Raw genomic sequence first — 16,421 nt, 5'->3', positions numbered from 1 at the left:
TTTATTTTTTGGGTGAGAAGACGATTTGATTGTTTTTCCGGATCACCCGGATTTTACCTCCGGCTTCCAATACCTGGAGAATCTGAGGGAGGTCCGCATAACCAAACACGGCCGTGAAGCGTGTTTGAGCAATATTTTTGTGGGAAATACTGATCTTTTCCCCGAATTGTTTTTCCAGTATACCGGCGATGCGCGCCAAGGTTTCGTTTCTGAAAACCAGTCCGCCATTCCGCAGCGCGGTTGCTTCTCCCTCCGCCAATACATATACTTTCCATTCTTTCGCCATGGTATCCAGCTGGAAACTTTGTCCGGGGCGCAGGCGGGTAAGCGGTTCGTTGTGCTGCATCATTTCCACGGCGCCTTCCAGCAGGGAAACCCGGTGTTTTCCGGAAGCCGAGTCGCTGTCCACTTCAAAGGAGGTGCCCGTTACCTTTGTTACCACCGGTCCTGAGTGCACGAAGAAGGGCCTGCTGCTATCTGTGGCCACGGAAAAAAATGCTTTTCCCTGTAGCAATACGTTCCTGTTTTTCCGCTCAAACGTTTCGGGGTAACGAAGCCGGCTTCCCGGAGCCAACCGTACTTTTGTACCATCGTTGAAGCGGAGGCTCAGTGTTTTTCCCGGTGCGGCCACCGTTTCTTTCCAGGTTACCGGCTGGTTGTGTTTTACACGTACCTGCGCGGTGAGCCACACCGTTCCCCACAGTAAAACCACCAGGGCGGCAGCGAGCCATAGGCGCGGCCACCTGCCGAAGAAGGACTCTTTTTCTTTTGAGTGAATGACGTAGGCAGGCTGGTGTATGTTACGCAGTTTGTTTAGTGCACCATATACATCGACCGTTTCGGAGTGATCTGCCCGTTGAAAGTGTGGGTACAACTCCTGGAAGAGCTGTTCGTATTCCGGTGATTGGCGCACACAGCCTTCCCATGCGCGCTGAAGCGCCTCCGAGCGTTCCCCGGAGAGCCGCCTGTAAAGAATGTCCCAGTTGAACCGGGACGGAATATTTTTCATACGAAAAGGTTTTTTCGGGAAGGATAACGGGAAGTATAAAAGAGCGACTTCATTTTTTTCACGGCTTTGTGCAGTTGAACCTGAACGGTGCCTTCCGTAATGCCCAGCATGATTGCTATTTCGGGAACCGAATAGTCCTGTAGCCTGTTCAGCCTGAATATTTCACGTTGCCGCACCGGCAGCTTTTCCATGGCCAGCCGCAGCGCTTCTTCCATGTCTTTCACAAGGAGGCGCGATTCCGGAATGCCCATCGAAGAATGCTCTTTTGCAGCGGCCATCTCCGTGAGTTCCTCCGCCAGACCGATCTTTTTCCGCAGGATGTTGAAAGACGCGTTGCGCGCGGCAGTGAGCAGGTAGCCTTTCAAACCGGTATGCAGTTCCAATGTGTTTCTTTTCAACCACAACTGGTGTAGTACATCTGAAGCGATCTCTTCCGCTTCTTCGTAGTGCCCGCAGTAATGGTGCGCGTGATCGCGCAGCTCCGGAAAATATTTCACGAAAAGAATCTCGTACGAACGGTGATCGCTCTGCTGAACGGCATCCCATAAAAGCTCATCTATCCCCTGCACCATTGTATATGTTCTTTTTCCGGAAATATTTCCGGTTAAAAGACACGAATTTGCCCCGTTATTTATACATGGCCGTGTTATGAAAATATTAAGCGTGATGCCCGCCGTTTCAGTATTTTTTCCTAACTTGAATATAGTCCTCGTCAACCAACCTTCTGCGAATGCTGCTGGAAAACGCACCTTATTCTCATGACAAAGCGAAACTGTATGATCTCTTATTGGATAATACAGACGAAGGATTTATACTTATAGATCAAGCCTTCAACATTGTGGCCATCAACAAGGCCGGAACAGAAAGGATAAAGGAAATATTCTCCAAAGATGTGCTCGTTGGTTCCTCCATGTTTCAGTTCACCAAACCTGACCGGTTGCCTTTTATACGTGAAGTTTATGCGCGCGTATTCCGTGGCGAACCCGTGAGCTACCAGGTAACAGCCCATACGCCAGGCGGGGTAAGAAAGACGTTTTCCATTTTATCAAGGCCGGCTTTTGAAAAAGACGGCGGTATTTTCGGAGCGCTAATCAATACCAGGGACGTTACACAGGAGGTGGAGCGCGTTTATGAGCAGGAGATTGCGTTGGGCATCTCTTCGATCTTCACCAGTAAACACCTGCTGTCTGAGGCGCTGGAGGACTTGTTGTACCTGCTTTGCAAGGAATACAAGCGGGATGCCGCGGAAATATGGATCAGCAATATTGATGGTACGGCGCTGTTGCGTAAGGCTAGTGCACACTGCATAGAGGATGGAGCGATGCTTTCATTCGCGAAGGGCAAGGGCCTTCCCGGCGCATGTTGGGCCGAACAGCAGGCAATTTATATCTCAGATCTTCAACGCGATGAGCTGTTCCAAAGAAAATCCTTCGCCCGGGCAAATGGTTTTGTAGCCGCGGAAGCCATTCCCATTGTGAATATGGGCGCAACCACCGCTGTGCTGGTGTTTTTTCAGAAACAGGACGGTAAGGCCGGTGCTAATATTCCCGCATCTGTTCTCTTTCATACCGGCAATGAGATCAGGAGAAAAGATGCTGAAGACCGGCTTAACAGGTTCTTCGAACTTTCTCCCGATGTTTTTTCTATAGCCGGCACAGATGGTTATTTCAAGATACTCAACGCCTCCTTCCCCCGAATGCTGGGGTATACCATGGAAGAAGTATTATCGGTATCGTATTATGACCTGATCCACCCCGATGACCTCAAGTCAACAGAAGTTCTGGTGGATGAACTGGCGGGCGGACTTCAGTCCAGCTATTTCGAGAACCGGTTCCGTGCGAAAGACGGCAGTTACCGTTGGTTTGCCTGGACCTCTACCTCGCTCGAGGAGGAAGGACTCATATTCGGCGTAGCCAAGGATATTACGGAGAAGAAAAAATCGGAACAACTTTACCACCACCTGAACGCTACTCTTGAAAAGAGGGCAAAGGAACTCGCGGCATCCAACGCTGAACTGGAACGCTTCGCTTACGTAGCTTCCCACGATCTTCAGGAACCCCTCCGTATGGTGAGCAGTTTTCTCCAACTGCTGCAAAAAAAATACAACAATCAGCTTGATGATACGGCGCACCAATACATTCATTTCGCGGTGGATGGCGCCGAAAGAATGAAAAAGCTCATCCTCGACCTGCTGGCCTATTCAAGAGTAGGAACCAACAGTGAAGAACATACGTTGGTTGACATGAACCAGGTGTTCAGCGAGGTGAAAACCTGGTTCACCAATACTATCCGCGAACTTGACGCGGATGTCCGTTCGGGCCGGCTCCCCATCATAAAAGGTAATCCCACACAAATGAAACAGGTGGTGCAGAACCTGGTGGGCAACGCACTCAAATACCACGCTGAGGCACTACCGAAAATTTTGATAAATAGCAAAGAATTAAACGGGGAATGGATATTTTGCGTGGAAGACAATGGAATTGGCATTGATCCCCGCTTCGCGGAAAAAATATTTATTATCTTTCAACGGCTGCACAACAGTAGTGAATACGAAGGTACAGGCATAGGACTGGCCATCACGAGGAAGATCGTGGAGAAACATGGCGGAAGAATATGGGTGGAACCCAATACGCCTTCAGGAAGTAAATTCTATTTCAGTATCAGAAAATAAACCTTTTTCCATGCAAACGGATGAAATAAAGATTTTACTGGTAGAAGACAATGAAGGTGATGTGATACTCACGCTGGAAGCCCTGAAAGAGGGACGGATTAAAAATTCCGTGAACGTGGTGCGCGATGGAGAACAAGCCATCTTTTACCTGGATAAGAAAGAAGGTTATGCTGATGCCATCACGCCCGACATTATACTCCTCGATATTAACCTGCCCCGCATTGATGGACTGGAAGTACTCAGTTACATCAAACAATCCGAATCGCTGAAAACAATTCCCGTGGTTATGCTCACAACATCATCTTCCAGGAATGATATTCAGAGCGCTTATGCATCCTACGCCAATTGTTACATCACCAAACCCGTAGATTTCAACAAATTCATGGACGTTATAGGATCGATCGAGCATTTCTGGATATCACTGGTAAAATTACCCACCCACTAATTGTTGCCACAATGCTGCCTGATAACCTGCATATCCTTGTTGTTGAAGACAATCCAGGTGATTTTTTCCTGGTCAGGGAATACCTGCGCGAGTACCATCCGCATTTCAATATCGTACAGGCCGTTACGCTTGCGGAAGCCCGGCTGCTGGTGAAAAAAGTGGCGGTGGACCTTATCCTGCTGGACCTTTCCCTGCCCGACAGCAGCGGCATGGAATCCATTAAAGAGATGATCGGTTTCGCGGAAAACATCCCCGTGATCGTGCTCACAGGCTTCGCCAACAAAAATTTCGGGATCGATACATTGGGGCTCGGGGTCCAGGATTATCTCGTGAAAGGGGAGATCAACGGCTCCATGCTGGAAAAAAGCATCTCTTACAGTTTCGAAAGGAAGAAATACATTGAGGACCTTAAAATCAGCAACGACCGGTACAGTTACGTGAGCAAAGCCACCTCCGACGCCATCTGGGACTGGGACCTGGTTTCTAATGAAATTTACTACAACATCAGCTACTACCGGCTTTTCGGCTACCCGTATAACGCTGGCTCACAACCGGTTTCCTCCTGGAAAAAACTGATCCATCCCGAAGACATGGAGCGGATAGCGATGAGCGTGGAAGAAAAACTCAGTGATCCGGGCGATGACAATACCTGGAAAGCGGAATACCGTTACCTGAAAGCCGATGGCTCCTACGCCTACGTGTTCGATCGCGCCTACATCGTGTACGACGCGCACGGCACACCCGTCAGGATGGTGGGTGCCATGCAGGACATTACCCGGGAGAAAGAGGAAGAAGCGCTCCGGTTACAGGAAGAAGCCGAAAGGCAGAAGGAGATACTGCAAACCATTATCCGCACCCAGGAAAAGGAACGTTACCACTTCGGGCGGGAACTGCACGACAACATCATCCAGATACTCGCCGTTTGTCAGATCTACCTGGACATGTTGCTGAAGGGGGAAGCCCAGCATGATTTCCTGCAAAAGAGCCATGAAAATATAAAACTGGCCATACGGGAAATAAGGACACTGTCGCACCAGCTCGCGCCGGCCACTTTCAGCGAGCACTCGCTCGTGACCGCGGTGAACGAAATCGCCGAACATATTTCAGCCTCCGGCAAATACCGGGTCTATGTAGATTATTCCAACTTTAAAACGGAAGAAGTGCCCGAAGAAGTGAAGCTGACGCTTTTCAGGATCATCCAGGAGCAGGTGAACAACATCCTGAAACACGCGGACGGCAACAAAATAGAGATCGCCATCATCCAACAGCCCGGGAACAAAATAAAACTTGGGGTGCGCGATAATGGTAAAGGGCTGAAATCCGACACTCCAACCACGGGCATCGGGCTGTCCAATATCCGGAACCGCATCAGTTTGTACAATGGGAAGATGGACCTCCGCTCCGCTCCGGGAGCGGGCTGCGAACTGGAAGTGGTGCTGGAATACTGATGGGAAAACCGTGTATATGAATCTTCACCGGCGCGTAAAATACAAATACATACCATCTTTTTACCGGCAAATCAAAAGTATGAGTATTTTGATGCCCAAAAGGAGGCCATGCTCCTGCAAAATACATGGGGCGTAACCCGAAAAGCCTGACGAGTAGGATAATGTAAAAACCGTAGAAAAAATGGATGCACAAAAAGTTGACATGTTTCTGATGTCAAATGGAAAGTTCTTTGAAAGCCACCACATGCACATGATCAGGGAAAAATTGCTTACGCTTGATGATGCGAAGTGGCCGATGTTGGCCACTACACAATTTAGTGACCCTACCACAACGCTTATCGTTTCAATTTTAGCCGGCAGCTTTGGGATAGACCGTTTTATGATAGGGGATACCGGGCTTGGAGTAGGTAAACTCCTTACTTGCGGAGGTTTTGGAATCTGGGCGATTGTTGACTGGTTTCTGATTCAATCCGCGACCAGAGAAAAGAATATGCAAAAAATTCAGCAATTCCTGTATTAATGATATGAACAGGAACAAGCTATACCTGATCCTCTTTATAGCCTGTTCAGCAGGGTATATCTGGCTCTATTACGCCTTTATTCCAGGTCTGGCCGGGAATAAAACAGCTGAAGTTTGCCTGCTTAAGCACGCAACGGATATACCCTGCCCTTCCTGTGGCGCAACAAGATCCGTGGTTTCATTATTAAACGGAAGGTATGGCGATGCTTTCCTGCTGAATCCGCTGGGTTATGTAATCGCGCTGATCATGCTTATCGCGCCGGTTTGGATAGCTGTTGATCTTGCCAGGAGAAGTAGTTCATTATTTAATTTTTACAAGAGAATTGAAGCCGGCCTGAGAAAGCCAAAGTATGCCATTCCGCTGATCATGCTTATAGTTATCAACTGGATCTGGAACATTACTAAAGGACTATGATACAAACGAAAAAATTCAGTTATGAACCCGGCGAACACGAGGCGGAGAGGGCTTCAGGCAGTTATTTGATGTCCTTAATCGCTATAGTGGTCGGACTTCCCCTGCCAATCATCAACCTGATCGCCACGCTGATATTTTATGTGGGCAATAGAAAGTCAACTTATTTTGTCCGATGGCATTGTACACAGGCCTTGTTGTCTCAATTGTCCATGCTTTTTATCAACAGTTTCGGATTTTGGTGGACGATATCAATCATTATCGGAGACGAGGTCGTAACCAATCGATACATTGCTTATGTAATCGTGGTGTTGGCATTCAACCTGGCAGAATTCGTCGCAACCATTTACACCGCTATTCAAACCAGAAAGGGAATCCATATTGAATGGTGGTTCTACGGCACGCTGACGAATATGCTTTGCAAACAGAAATTATGAAAAAGCCCCTTCTTCAAGGTATAGTAACCGTTTCCCTTTTTTTCGCCGCTTGGTTTTCCCTGTCACAAATAAACTGGGTGGGCATCTTTAAAGTGCAGCAGGTTTCTGATAAAACTGAGCAGAAACTTGGCGATTTTTTTTGGAAGATTTTCAAACAGCAGGACAAAGAAATTACTGATGCTCCTGTTGTTAACGCTGTTGACAGCATCATAACGCATATCTGCAACGCGAACGGGATCAGCAGAGATAAGTTGAAAGTTCATATTCTTGAAAAAGATGAGATCAATGCTTTCGCTTTGCCAAACGCACACTTAATCATCTACAGCGGGTTGATTTTAAATGCTGAAAATCAGGAGGAATTAGCCGGTGTTGTGTGCCATGAAATTGCTCATATCCAACTGAACCATGTAATGAAGAAGCTGGTAAAAGAGATGGGACTTTCTGTGTTATTGTCCGCGACCACCGGTAACGGAGAGGTCACCAGGAAAGCCGCGAAAATTCTTTCTTCTTCCGCCTTCGACAGAAGCCTGGAAAAGGAGGCGGATATTACAGCGGTAGATTATTTAGAGCAAGCCAATGTTGATCCACGGCCTCTTGCCGATTTCCTGTATAAACTTGCAGACGGCGAGCCGGAAGCGACAAAATACTTAACCTGGATGAGCACGCATCCGGACCTGAAAGAAAGGGCGGAATATATTATTGCGCACAGCAAAGGTGATGTTGCAGGCTACAAGCCTGTTTTAACCGATGAAACCTGGGAAAAAGTGAAGGCAATACTCCGGTACTGAAATCCAATTGCCAACTATTCTACCTAAAATTCCGGGCAGCATAAATGCGCTTAATTTCCCGCTTACTTCTTACTCCGTTTGCTTTCCAGGTATTTCCCATGAATAATTTCGCTCATCGGCTTTTCATATACCTTACTTTCCACCCAAGAAATAACATCGAGGTAAGCGAAAGCCCTGGTTTCGAAGCGGTTCTTCTCGAGGTGCTTGATGTTATGAAGGAATTTCTCCAGTTCCGGCTTCAGTTTCCGTGGCGATACGTTGAAGTTGTGCCGCAGGAAGCGGAACATTTCTTCTTCCACTACGGTGAGGTTGTTCATTTTCGCCATGAACCGGTACACCGATTTGGTGAGTGATTCTATAATATCGTAGTTCTGTAATTCGTAATGCGCCATCAGGTGCAGCAGGCGGGCGTAACATTGCAGGTCGATGCGCAGGTCGCCCTGTCCCTGCATGATCTTTTGCAGGTAGTCGATGGACGTACTGTAATTTCCGGCCCCGAAGTGCATGGTGGCCATTTTGTAGTTGAATACGAGCAGGCGGTGGGTATCCACATACAATGCGTATTCGTTCATCTTTTCAGCGATCTCCGGCATGATCTTGAGTCCTTCGGCGAAGGTGCCCTGCATGAGGTGCTGGTTGATGCGTGCACTGCTGATGTAGATGAAGGTGTGGATCCTGAAGTTATCGTGCAGGCGGTCTTCGTATTCATGCTCGAAAGCTTTGAATTCCCGCAGTGTTTTTTCAAATTCCGAGAAGTTCCTCAGGTCGAAATGCGCGTTCAGCAGGTTGTGCATTCCTTTAATATAGTGGCCCGTTTCCACCATTTTCATGGAGGGCTGTTCAATATACAGATCGATCCATTTACGGCTGTAACGGTAGTACATTAAGAAGTCCTGGCGCACGAACGCGTACCAGCAATAACTTTGGTAGAGGTAGAGTTTCTCGTAGAAATCGGTCACAAGGTGTGCATCCGGCGGAAGGTTCTCCTTAAAGAACTTCCGGATATCTTTTTCATCTTCCTCATTCCGTGCATGGCCATTCTTGATGTACCACCTGTACAACAGGAGCGCGAGGTTGGAAAGGCGCACCACACTGTTGATGTGGTTCGAGATATCGAGGGCTTCTTCGGCCAGTTTTTCCGTTTTTTCCTGCTCGCTCCTGGTGATGTGCAGGGTTTCAATTTTCTTTTCGAGCGAAATCACCTGGGCGAGGTAATTGTATTTGTGGTTGGCTTTGGCCAGTTCCTTGGCTTTTTCGAGGATTTTCAACGCCTGTTGCTTCAGGCCCTTGTTGTACAGTACACGGGCGTGATCGAGGTGCTCACTCAGTTGGAGGTCGATGCTGTCGGCCGTTTTCAGGATGCGCAAACTCGACAGTAACTGCTTGTATAAGTGTGTTTTAAGGTTGGCGAGCTGCGATTTGGTGATGGGGGCCAGTTTTTTCAGCAGCGGGCGCTCATCGTATTCGGTCATTTTATCCAATGCGTCGAACAATTGGATGATGCGAAGGTCTTCTTTGGCCGAACTTCTTTTTATATAGAGCTTGAAATGCCTTTTTTCCGACTTTTCCAGCGAAAGAACCAATTGAAATAATGCGTCTGTAAACCGGTTGGAACTCATAAGTTATATTTCCTCAAAATCAATACCAATAAGGGTTTTGTGAACATCTCCCTGTTTTGGGCATGATAAAAACGTCTAAAATTTGATTTTTCCCGCGCAGGTAGTCGTGGTATCTTTGTTCCAGTTCAGAAAGATAGTTCATAGGCAAGCAATCGTAGAAGTGACAAAGCAAGTGTTAGAGGCCTAAGAGAACTAAAAAAACAAGATTACTCGAACTTTTTCATATGGCAAGCAATCGTTAGAGGTCGACTGTTTCTACAGTTGACTTTCTTTTTTTATGGCCGCAAGATAGTTACTAAAGCGTTTGCCTGCAACAATTTGTTAAAAATTTCCTTTTTAGTCTGATTTTCAACCTCTTAGAATGATAAATGCCTCCTTTTCGGGAGGCATTCAAAACAAAACACACACTTGCTGTAAATGAGTAAAATAGCTATGCGGGCAAATTAGGGAATGTGTTGGGAATACGAACACGCAACCGTTTGCCGGATTTTTCCCGTTCAGGATTGGCTAAAAACTATTTTTCGGCAGTACGCGCCAGCTTCCTTCGGCGATTTCCGCTTCCAACTCACCCGCGTCCCAACCGCAGTAACCGATAAACAAGCGGATTTCCGAGTCTTCAATAACATCCATATCGAGGCATTCCACCACTGATTTGAAGTCTCCACCCAGGTACATCCGTTGAAATACCCTTTTCCCCCCTTCAATAAGATCGGGCCTCGTATGCAGGAAATACAGGTGTTCACGGTCCACCGGACCGCCATCATACAAATCAAAGGGAACGGTTTGGCTGAATTCTGCTAACTCGTTGAGTTTGCGGGGGAAAAGCTTATTTATAACGAAGCCCATGGCGCCGTTTTCATTGTATTCAACAATGACCAATGTGGCGCCTTCAAAAAAATCTCCGTTGAGCAACGCTGTACTTTCAAGAACGGTTCCTGCTTTCATAAACCAAAGGTAGCCGCCTGCCGGAAATCAGCCCAATCTTACTGAAGTCATGGTCAGAGAACCCGCCACTGCTTTGTCGTTGAAAAAAGAAACGGCATCTTTTGAGCCCTTCAGCCCCAACGTGTACATCAGCGGAAGATAATGTTCGGGCGTAGGAATGGCGAGTTGTGCCTTGCGACCCAGTTTTTCGTATTGAATCAGCGCTTTGTGATCGCCTTCGGCGATGAATTTTTTGAAATCTTCGTTCAGTTCCAGTGCCCAGTCGAAGCCGAAGCCGGGAACATCCATTTTATCCCATGCCACCATGCGGAGGTTGTGCACCATGTTGCCGCTGCCTACGATGAGCACGCCTTTTTTACGGAGGGCATACAATTCTTTCGCGAGGTCGTAATGGTACTGCGGCCCTTTGGTATAGTCGATGCTGAGTTGCAGCACGGGTATCTTCGCGTCGGGATACATATGGCGGATTACGGTCCAGGTACCATGGTCCAGGCCCCAGTCGTGGTTCAGTTCCACAGCCGTAACGGGTTTCAGCAACTCCGCGGTTTCTTTCGCGAGTATGGGAGAACCCGGCGCCGGGTATTGTACATCGAACAATGCTTTGGGGAAGCCACCGAAGTCGTGGATCGTGGGCGGTGCATCCATGGCCGTTACTTTAGTACCGTTGGTGAACCAGTGCGCAGAAACCACCAACACCGCGGCGGGCGTGGGCATATCTTTTACCGCGTTTGTCCATTGGCGGGAGAAATCATTGTCTTCAATACCATTCATTGGCGACCCGTGACCAATAAACAGAACGGGCATCCCGTATTCCTGTTCCCCCAGTTCCGATGTGAATTTGTTGAATGCTGATAAGCTGGTCATAACTGTTCCTCCTGATATTGAAAACCGGATGAAATCTTTCCTGTGCATGAAAATAATTGCGGCTACAAAGGTACGAAGGTTCTCTGGCGGGTTGAAACCCGGAAGGCGGCGTGCAGTTGTTTTAACAGTTCCTATGGAATGCCCTGTGGATTTGTGACCTGCATCACAGGTGCGGTCCCTTCCTGCCGCGCAACTTTGCATAAAAAAATAGAATATGAAAAATATATTCATACTCAACGGCGGTCAGGCCTTCGCCCATTCGGGCGGCAGGTTCAACCATACCCTGGTAGAATGGGACAAGACCTATTTTACCCCTGAAAACGGCTTTCAGCTCAAAATCACTGATATCAACCAGCCTTATGAACTGATGGAAGAAGTAGAGAAATTCGTTTGGGCCGATGTTATCATCTACCATACACCCGTTTGGTGGTTCGGACTGCCCCACAAACTGAAAGAATACATCGATACTGTTTTCACGGCCGGTCACCGCAACGGATTGTATTACAGCGATGGCCGCAAAAAGGAAAATCCCGCCATCAACTACGGTACGGGCGGCTCCCTGCACGGACGCGTTTACATGCTTACCACCACCTGGAACGCGCCCGAAACGGCTTTCACACTTCCCGGAGAATTCTTTCACCAGAAAACTGTTGACGAAGGCGTGATGTTCGGCTTCCACCGCATGAACGCCTTCACCGGCATGGATGCCCTCGGAAGTTTTCATTTCCACGACCTGGAAAAAAATGCCACACCCGAACGCATCAGTGGTTACCACCGGGACTATTTTGCGCACCTTTCCCAACAAATGCCCGTCCCTTCCGTGGAACAAATCTTAATCCCATCCATTGCATCATGAAAACAGCAGCTACCATTGCAGCATTCGCAGTGCTGGCATCGTTTTTTACAAGTTGTAACGAGACATCAGAAAAACATTCATCAGCAAATAATATAGAAATGAAAAAGAAAATTCTCTTCGTGGTAACCAGCCACGGCACCAAAGGAAATACAGGGGAGAAAACCGGCTACTATCTCGGCGAAGTGTCGCATCCATGGGAGGTATTGCATGAAGCCGGTTACGAAATTGATTTTGTGAGTCCCGAAGGTGGAAATCCCCCTGTGGACGGCTTTGATCTTTCAGATCCCGTGAACAAAAAGTTCTGGGAAGACCGTGTATACCATGAAAAAATCACCAATACCCTAACGCCGGATAAAATAAATCCTGAAGATTACGCGGCCATATTTTATGCCGGTGGGCACGGGGCGGTATGGGACCTTCCTTCCAACGAAGCCATCGCCAACATCGCGGCCCAGGTTTACGAGAACAATGGTTTGGTGGGCGCGGTATGCCATGGTCCAGCGGGTATCGTGAACATCAGGCTTTCGAATGGTGAGTACCTCGTGAGCGGAAAGAAAGTGAACGGCTTCACCAATGAGGAGGAAGAACTGGTAAAACTCACAGACGTGGTGCCTTTCCTGATGGAAGACAAACTGAAGGAGCGTGGCGGTATCTATGAGAAGTCTGCGCCGTGGCAACCCCATGTTACCGTTGACGGCAGGTTGATCACGGGCCAGAACCCGCAATCGGCCAAAGGTGTGGGCGAAGCCATGAAGAAAGCCCTGGAAGAAACTACCCGCTAGTGCACGAGAACATACCATAAAGAAGCATATTCCTGTTGTACATTTACTGCATGGAATATGCTTCTTTTTTGCGCCGCCATATTTCGGAGATCGTTCCGCTCAGCGATGAAGCGTTTGAAAACGTATTGCCGTTCTTTAAACCGAAGGCATTGAAGCGGAAGGAATACCTGGTGCGCAACGGGCAGCGGGTGACCTCGGAATTCGTAGTGGTGGAAGGACTGTTGAAAGCATCGCTTTACGATGATTCAGGAAAGGAACACATCTTACAATTCGCGATGGAAGGCTGGTGGGTATCCGATTATCCCGCGTATGCCATGCAGGGCAAGGGCGAAATGGATGTGCAGGCGCTGGAACACTGTATGGTGCTGGAGTTGAGCATGGCCGATAAAGAAGCGATGTGTGCGCTTGTTCCGGAAATGTACCGGTTTCATGCGCGCAAGGCATTTGGTGGCTATGTGGCATTACAGAAAAGAGTGCTTTCCATGATGCGCAATTCGGCCAAGGAGAAGTATGAACTGCTGCTGCACCAGTATCCGCAGTTGTTCCAGCGCGTATCCAAGACGATGATTGCGCACTATCTTGGTTTATCACGGGAAACGTTGAGCAGGCTGGAGAAGAATGGGTAATGTTAACCGGAGGCTTTCTGCTTCAGCCGTTTCATCTCTTCCGCCACGAACGCCTCCCAGTTCACCTGCGGAGGCGCTGTTCCGGGCAGCATGGCAACAATCATTTCATCGATCATACTTTTCATTTCCGCCTCCTCGTACAGGAGGAATGCGTCTTGCAGAAGCAATAACTCAGTTGGAGCAATTGTTCTTTCAAAATGTTTTTTCAGGAGGGACTTTACATAGTCCTGTTCATGGATCATCGGGCGAATTTTTAAGCGATAGGCTGCTGTTACGTGAACAGCGACCTGATCTGTTCGAGAAATTTCCGTACGGCTTTTCTGGCAAGGGATAAGTGCTTTTTAATGGTGTTCTCGGAAAGGTTAAGGCGTTCGGCGATTTCCTTCCGGGTAAGATCGGTTTCGAACCATAGTTTAAACGTCTTTTTCTCTTGTGCGGGCAGGGAGGCGATGGCTTTCAGCATGTTTCTTTTCAATTCGAGGTAGTTCATCATGTCATCGGGGTGCACCCCATCGGAAGGTTGGAAAGCATCTTCCAGCGTAATGGTTCTCTTGAATTTCCATTCTTTTTTGAGTTTATCAATTGCTTTATTCCTTGCGATGGTGTGCAGCCAGCCTACGGGATGCTCCATGCGCGCGACCTCCCGCCTGTTGTTCCACAAAGCGGTTAAAACATCGGACAATACTTCCCTGGCCCATTCTTCCCGGCCAACGATCAGGATGATCCTCTTATGCAGGTCATCGCCATAAGTGTTCCATATCTGCGCCAATGCGCGTTCCGAATCACTGGCCAATTGTTTGAACATCGGATAAGGTTTTGACGTGAATAGCGGTTAACGCGGAACATGAGGTGCGAGCCGTAAAAAAAATCAGTAACGGCTTCACCCGTTTTTCCGTTTTGAACCGATATGTAAAGAGTAGAAGTGTAAGAAGAAAGGCCGTACCACAATGTACGTTTTGTTTTCAGAAAGAAACACCTTTTCCTGCCGGAAAATTATCCGGTATAACCATGGGAAAGGGCCGTCACACCTATGTCTCAGCTTTGTTGCAACAATAGCCGCCGGCGTTTCACGCGCGGGGAACAACAGCGGCATGGATATCCTGGAAGCCCCGGCGGCCCGGCCGGTATCCGTGAAAGCGGGGCGGGCGATTATTTTAAACCATTAAAAAACAGAAGATGGAAAAAACAAAAAGTCTCCGGACTATAAAATGGGTATTGCCACTGTTGGTGGCGGTATTTGGGGTTGGGGTGGTGTTTGCGGTGAGTGGTAAACAGGACGCGGGCGTTGAACGTAAGGCGTTATCGGATATCCACTATTTTACCTACACGGGGCCGGATACACAGGAAAGCAGTTATGAAGATCCTGATAACTGGAGTTATGAAGGTACTACTGACCCCGGAGATTGCCCTGGCAATAGTATCCCTTGTGTTGTGCAAGTTGATCTTGAAGTTTATACTTCTCTCGACTTGAGTGACGAACAGGAAGAAAGATGGGTCGCATTTCTTGAGCAATTGATTGGAGCGGTGGATAATCAGACAGGAGCATCAGAGTTTATGGATGATCCCTCCAATACTATTCACTTAAAAGGAGCGCAATAATAAAAAGCATGGCATATCCCCCGGGGGATATGCCATGCTTTTTATTATCAGTTCTGTTCCATGCCGCTTTGCTGGATTACATCTTCCGGAATAGGAAGCGCGAAACCGGGGTCATTTGGTGGCAGGGTGATCAGTTGACCGTTTACTTTTCTTTGTAACGTAATGTTTCTCCCCTCTTTGTTTAGCCGCTTAATGTCCATCCACCGTAATCCTCTGAGGAAAAGTTCTTTCCTTCGTTCCTGCAGTATAAGTTCCAGCGCATCACCCGCGCTTGCTGCGGATGTATAAGGATAATTGCCGTTCCGCCATCTTTTTTTCATCAGTGTATTGAGGTCCTTCATAGCCAGTTCAGTATTTCCCGCTCTGGCGTAACATTCAGCTCTCATAAGAAAGACTTCATCGGTGGCGAGACCAGTAAAGTTACCATCGTTTCCGTAATAATCTCCTCTGAATGCGTCGGAGCCCAGCCCGCCTGGTTTATAGAAAATAGTTTTCCGAAGGTCATCGTTTTCGTAAGACCTGTACAGGACGGAGTCAATATTTCCCTTAGAGAGGATACTAACATAAATGCTTTTCGCTTCAAAGATCACCTCTTTGTTTGAAGGCGCTATTGGAAAACTAAGTGCGGGGTTAAGCCAGGGGAGGTCGCCATTAAAATCCATCAACTCATTTTTCAGCTGAAGGCATAGATCGGCGTACTTTCTGCAACTATCGTATCGCCTCATCGAAAGGTAGGTACGTGCAATGTAGCCGTATGCCGCGGCTTTTGTTGGCCGGAGCGGATGAATAGCAACTTCGGGTAGAAGGGGGGCGGCGTTTTTAAGGTCCTTCAGAATATGATCATACGTTTCCTGCACGTTGTTCCGGATGGAGGGCTTATTGAAATCCGCGTCCAGTCTTAACGGTAATCCTTTGTCCTTATCCGCCGAACTTTCGTCGTATGCTTTTGCCCATGTCCATGCCGCCAGCAAATAAGATTTTCCTCTATGGAAATAGGCCTGTCCCATTAAAGCCTTTCTTTCTTCATCCTTTAAATGATCGAAAGTAACCTTCTTTATTTCATCCAACACCAGATTCGCTTTATAGATCACGGTGTAACAATCCGCCCATTGGTGGAAATAATTCGTGTAAAGCGCGGTTTTTTCCCAAACGTAAAGGCGTCTTTCCCTTTCCAGCATGGTTTGCAGTATAGCGTCGGTTACATAGTAATCGTCAACGCTGATAATTCCAGGGTTGGGTTCTCGCATGTTGATCAGCGAATGGTAATCGAACAAGCCCTGGAGGTCGCGGAAAGTGGAGGGCACCACCAGTTCCTGGTTAGACTTCTTCTCCAGAAATTTTTCGCATCCTGACACAATGCCCGTCAGGATTGTTAAAATGAAAAGTATTCTTATTTGCAT

At 47.8% G+C, this 16,421-nt stretch carries 19 protein-coding genes; 11 read left to right on the top strand and 8 right to left on the bottom strand.

Annotated elements, in window-relative coordinates; genetic code table 11:
* Position 1: 1 nt before the first annotated feature.
* Together M4J38_RS15215 and M4J38_RS15210 are read right to left on the bottom strand one after the other, a co-directional pair.
* Positions 2-1,009 (bottom strand): FecR family protein, encoded by a 1,008-nt coding sequence (locus tag M4J38_RS15215; RefSeq protein WP_251760605.1) that lies wholly within the window; start codon positions 1,007-1,009, stop codon positions 2-4.
* On the bottom strand, positions 1,006-1,581 hold the full coding sequence (locus M4J38_RS15210) for an RNA polymerase sigma factor (protein WP_251760602.1): 576 nt from the start codon (positions 1,579-1,581) through the stop codon (positions 1,006-1,008). The genes M4J38_RS15215 and M4J38_RS15210 overlap by 4 nt, the downstream gene beginning before the upstream one ends.
* A gap of 158 nt (positions 1,582-1,739) precedes the next feature.
* On the opposite strand from M4J38_RS15210, the gene M4J38_RS15205 reads away from it, so the two are divergent.
* The 7 genes from M4J38_RS15205 (at position 1,740) to M4J38_RS15175 (ending at position 7,730) form a co-directional block, all read left to right on the top strand.
* Positions 1,740-3,680 carry a PAS domain S-box protein gene (locus M4J38_RS15205; protein ID WP_251760601.1) on the top strand — a complete coding sequence of 647 codons (1,941 nt, stop codon included), beginning with the start codon at positions 1,740-1,742 and terminating at the stop codon, positions 3,678-3,680.
* 10 nt (positions 3,681-3,690) lie between these two features.
* Complete coding sequence (locus tag M4J38_RS15200; RefSeq protein ID WP_251760599.1) at positions 3,691-4,125, top strand: response regulator; 435 nt, start codon at positions 3,691-3,693, stop codon at positions 4,123-4,125.
* An 11-nt stretch (positions 4,126-4,136) separates the two neighbouring features.
* Complete coding sequence (locus tag M4J38_RS15195; protein WP_251760597.1) at positions 4,137-5,573, top strand: PAS domain-containing protein; 1,437 nt, start codon at positions 4,137-4,139, stop codon at positions 5,571-5,573.
* Positions 5,574-5,754: 181 nt separating this feature from the next.
* The gene (locus tag M4J38_RS15190) at positions 5,755-6,093 is read left to right on the top strand and encodes a TM2 domain-containing protein (RefSeq protein WP_251760595.1); all 339 of its coding nucleotides are present in this window, start codon (positions 5,755-5,757) and stop codon (positions 6,091-6,093) included.
* 4 nt (positions 6,094-6,097) lie between these two features.
* A complete protein-coding gene (locus M4J38_RS15185) occupies positions 6,098-6,508 on the top strand; it encodes a DUF2752 domain-containing protein (protein ID WP_251760594.1) in 411 nt (136 codons plus the stop codon).
* Positions 6,505-6,942 carry a DUF4870 domain-containing protein gene (locus M4J38_RS15180; RefSeq protein ID WP_251760592.1) on the top strand — a complete coding sequence of 146 codons (438 nt, stop codon included), beginning with the start codon at positions 6,505-6,507 and terminating at the stop codon, positions 6,940-6,942. The genes M4J38_RS15185 and M4J38_RS15180 overlap by 4 nt, the downstream gene beginning before the upstream one ends.
* Entirely contained in the window at positions 6,939-7,730 is a 792-nt protein-coding gene (locus tag M4J38_RS15175; RefSeq protein WP_251760590.1) for a M48 family metallopeptidase, read from the top strand. The genes M4J38_RS15180 and M4J38_RS15175 overlap by 4 nt, the downstream gene beginning before the upstream one ends.
* 62 nt (positions 7,731-7,792) lie before the next feature.
* Here M4J38_RS15175 and M4J38_RS15170 read toward each other — a convergent pair whose 3' ends face one another.
* From M4J38_RS15170 to ygiD, 3 genes are all read right to left on the bottom strand, one after another.
* On the bottom strand, positions 7,793-9,349 hold the full coding sequence (locus M4J38_RS15170) for a hypothetical protein (protein ID WP_251760588.1): 1,557 nt from the start codon (positions 9,347-9,349) through the stop codon (positions 7,793-7,795).
* A 507-nt stretch (positions 9,350-9,856) separates the two neighbouring features.
* Entirely contained in the window at positions 9,857-10,294 is a 438-nt protein-coding gene (locus tag M4J38_RS15165; RefSeq protein WP_251760586.1) for a YqgE/AlgH family protein, read from the bottom strand.
* A gap of 27 nt (positions 10,295-10,321) precedes the next feature.
* Positions 10,322-11,206, bottom strand: coding sequence for a 4,5-DOPA dioxygenase extradiol (ygiD, locus tag M4J38_RS15160; protein WP_251760584.1), 885 nt, complete (start codon positions 11,204-11,206; stop codon positions 10,322-10,324).
* 166 nt (positions 11,207-11,372) lie between these two features.
* On the opposite strand from ygiD, the gene M4J38_RS15155 reads away from it, so the two are divergent.
* The 3 genes from M4J38_RS15155 to M4J38_RS15145 all read left to right on the top strand — a co-directional run bounded on the left by M4J38_RS15155 (position 11,373) and on the right by M4J38_RS15145 (position 13,422).
* The gene (locus M4J38_RS15155; RefSeq protein ID WP_251760582.1) at positions 11,373-12,014 is read left to right on the top strand and encodes an NAD(P)H-dependent oxidoreductase; all 642 of its coding nucleotides are present in this window, start codon (positions 11,373-11,375) and stop codon (positions 12,012-12,014) included.
* 98 nt (positions 12,015-12,112) lie between these two features.
* The gene (locus M4J38_RS15150; RefSeq protein ID WP_251760580.1) at positions 12,113-12,796 is read left to right on the top strand and encodes a type 1 glutamine amidotransferase domain-containing protein; all 684 of its coding nucleotides are present in this window, start codon (positions 12,113-12,115) and stop codon (positions 12,794-12,796) included.
* A 50-nt stretch (positions 12,797-12,846) separates the two neighbouring features.
* Positions 12,847-13,422, top strand: coding sequence for a Crp/Fnr family transcriptional regulator (locus tag M4J38_RS15145; RefSeq protein WP_251760579.1), 576 nt, complete (start codon positions 12,847-12,849; stop codon positions 13,420-13,422).
* 2 nt (positions 13,423-13,424) lie between these two features.
* Here M4J38_RS15145 and M4J38_RS15140 read toward each other — a convergent pair whose 3' ends face one another.
* Entirely contained in the window at positions 13,425-13,664 is a 240-nt protein-coding gene (locus M4J38_RS15140; RefSeq protein WP_251760576.1) for a hypothetical protein, read from the bottom strand.
* Positions 13,665-13,693: 29 nt separating this feature from the next.
* Positions 13,694-14,227: an RNA polymerase sigma factor gene (locus M4J38_RS15135; RefSeq protein WP_251760574.1), complete on the bottom strand. Its 534-nt coding sequence runs from the start codon at positions 14,225-14,227 to the stop codon at positions 13,694-13,696.
* 371 nt (positions 14,228-14,598) lie between these two features.
* On the opposite strand from M4J38_RS15135, the gene M4J38_RS15130 reads away from it, so the two are divergent.
* Positions 14,599-15,021 carry a DUF6520 family protein gene (locus M4J38_RS15130; protein ID WP_251760572.1) on the top strand — a complete coding sequence of 141 codons (423 nt, stop codon included), beginning with the start codon at positions 14,599-14,601 and terminating at the stop codon, positions 15,019-15,021.
* A gap of 47 nt (positions 15,022-15,068) precedes the next feature.
* Here M4J38_RS15130 and M4J38_RS15125 read toward each other — a convergent pair whose 3' ends face one another.
* Positions 15,069-16,421 carry a RagB/SusD family nutrient uptake outer membrane protein gene (locus M4J38_RS15125; RefSeq protein WP_251760571.1) on the bottom strand — a complete coding sequence of 451 codons (1,353 nt, stop codon included), beginning with the start codon at positions 16,419-16,421 and terminating at the stop codon, positions 15,069-15,071.

The organism is Parasegetibacter sp. NRK P23 (assembly GCF_023721715.1).
GTDB lineage: Bacteria > Bacteroidota > Bacteroidia > Chitinophagales > Chitinophagaceae > Parasegetibacter.
Note: the sequence above shows the minus strand (reverse complement) of the source record. Positions and strands in the feature narration are given on the sequence as shown.

Excerpts from the sequence above, each read along its gene's own strand:
- M4J38_RS15125 (WP_251760571.1), bottom strand. The coding sequence starts at position 16,421 with ATGCAAATAAGAATACTTTTCATTTTAACAATCCTGACGGGCATTGTG.
- M4J38_RS15135 (WP_251760574.1), bottom strand. The coding sequence starts at position 14,227 with ATGTTCAAACAATTGGCCAGTGATTCGGAACGCGCATTGGCGCAGATA.
- M4J38_RS15205 (WP_251760601.1), top strand. The coding sequence starts at position 1,740 with ATGCTGCTGGAAAACGCACCTTATTCTCATGACAAAGCGAAACTGTAT.
- M4J38_RS15165 (WP_251760586.1), bottom strand. The coding sequence starts at position 10,294 with ATGAAAGCAGGAACCGTTCTTGAAAGTACAGCGTTGCTCAACGGAGAT.
- M4J38_RS15175 (WP_251760590.1), top strand. The coding sequence starts at position 6,939 with ATGAAAAAGCCCCTTCTTCAAGGTATAGTAACCGTTTCCCTTTTTTTC.
- M4J38_RS15210 (WP_251760602.1), bottom strand. The coding sequence starts at position 1,581 with ATGGTGCAGGGGATAGATGAGCTTTTATGGGATGCCGTTCAGCAGAGC.
- M4J38_RS15195 (WP_251760597.1), top strand. The coding sequence starts at position 4,137 with ATGCTGCCTGATAACCTGCATATCCTTGTTGTTGAAGACAATCCAGGT.
- M4J38_RS15185 (WP_251760594.1), top strand. The coding sequence starts at position 6,098 with ATGAACAGGAACAAGCTATACCTGATCCTCTTTATAGCCTGTTCAGCA.
- M4J38_RS15145 (WP_251760579.1), top strand. The coding sequence starts at position 12,847 with ATGGAATATGCTTCTTTTTTGCGCCGCCATATTTCGGAGATCGTTCCG.
- M4J38_RS15130 (WP_251760572.1), top strand. The coding sequence starts at position 14,599 with ATGGAAAAAACAAAAAGTCTCCGGACTATAAAATGGGTATTGCCACTG.
- M4J38_RS15155 (WP_251760582.1), top strand. The coding sequence starts at position 11,373 with ATGAAAAATATATTCATACTCAACGGCGGTCAGGCCTTCGCCCATTCG.
- M4J38_RS15140 (WP_251760576.1), bottom strand. The coding sequence starts at position 13,664 with ATGATCCATGAACAGGACTATGTAAAGTCCCTCCTGAAAAAACATTTT.
- M4J38_RS15190 (WP_251760595.1), top strand. The coding sequence starts at position 5,755 with ATGGATGCACAAAAAGTTGACATGTTTCTGATGTCAAATGGAAAGTTC.
- M4J38_RS15170 (WP_251760588.1), bottom strand. The coding sequence starts at position 9,349 with ATGAGTTCCAACCGGTTTACAGACGCATTATTTCAATTGGTTCTTTCG.
- M4J38_RS15180 (WP_251760592.1), top strand. The coding sequence starts at position 6,505 with ATGATACAAACGAAAAAATTCAGTTATGAACCCGGCGAACACGAGGCG.
- M4J38_RS15215 (WP_251760605.1), bottom strand. The coding sequence starts at position 1,009 with ATGAAAAATATTCCGTCCCGGTTCAACTGGGACATTCTTTACAGGCGG.
- M4J38_RS15150 (WP_251760580.1), top strand. The coding sequence starts at position 12,113 with ATGAAAAAGAAAATTCTCTTCGTGGTAACCAGCCACGGCACCAAAGGA.
- M4J38_RS15200 (WP_251760599.1), top strand. The coding sequence starts at position 3,691 with ATGCAAACGGATGAAATAAAGATTTTACTGGTAGAAGACAATGAAGGT.
- ygiD (WP_251760584.1), bottom strand. The coding sequence starts at position 11,206 with ATGCACAGGAAAGATTTCATCCGGTTTTCAATATCAGGAGGAACAGTT.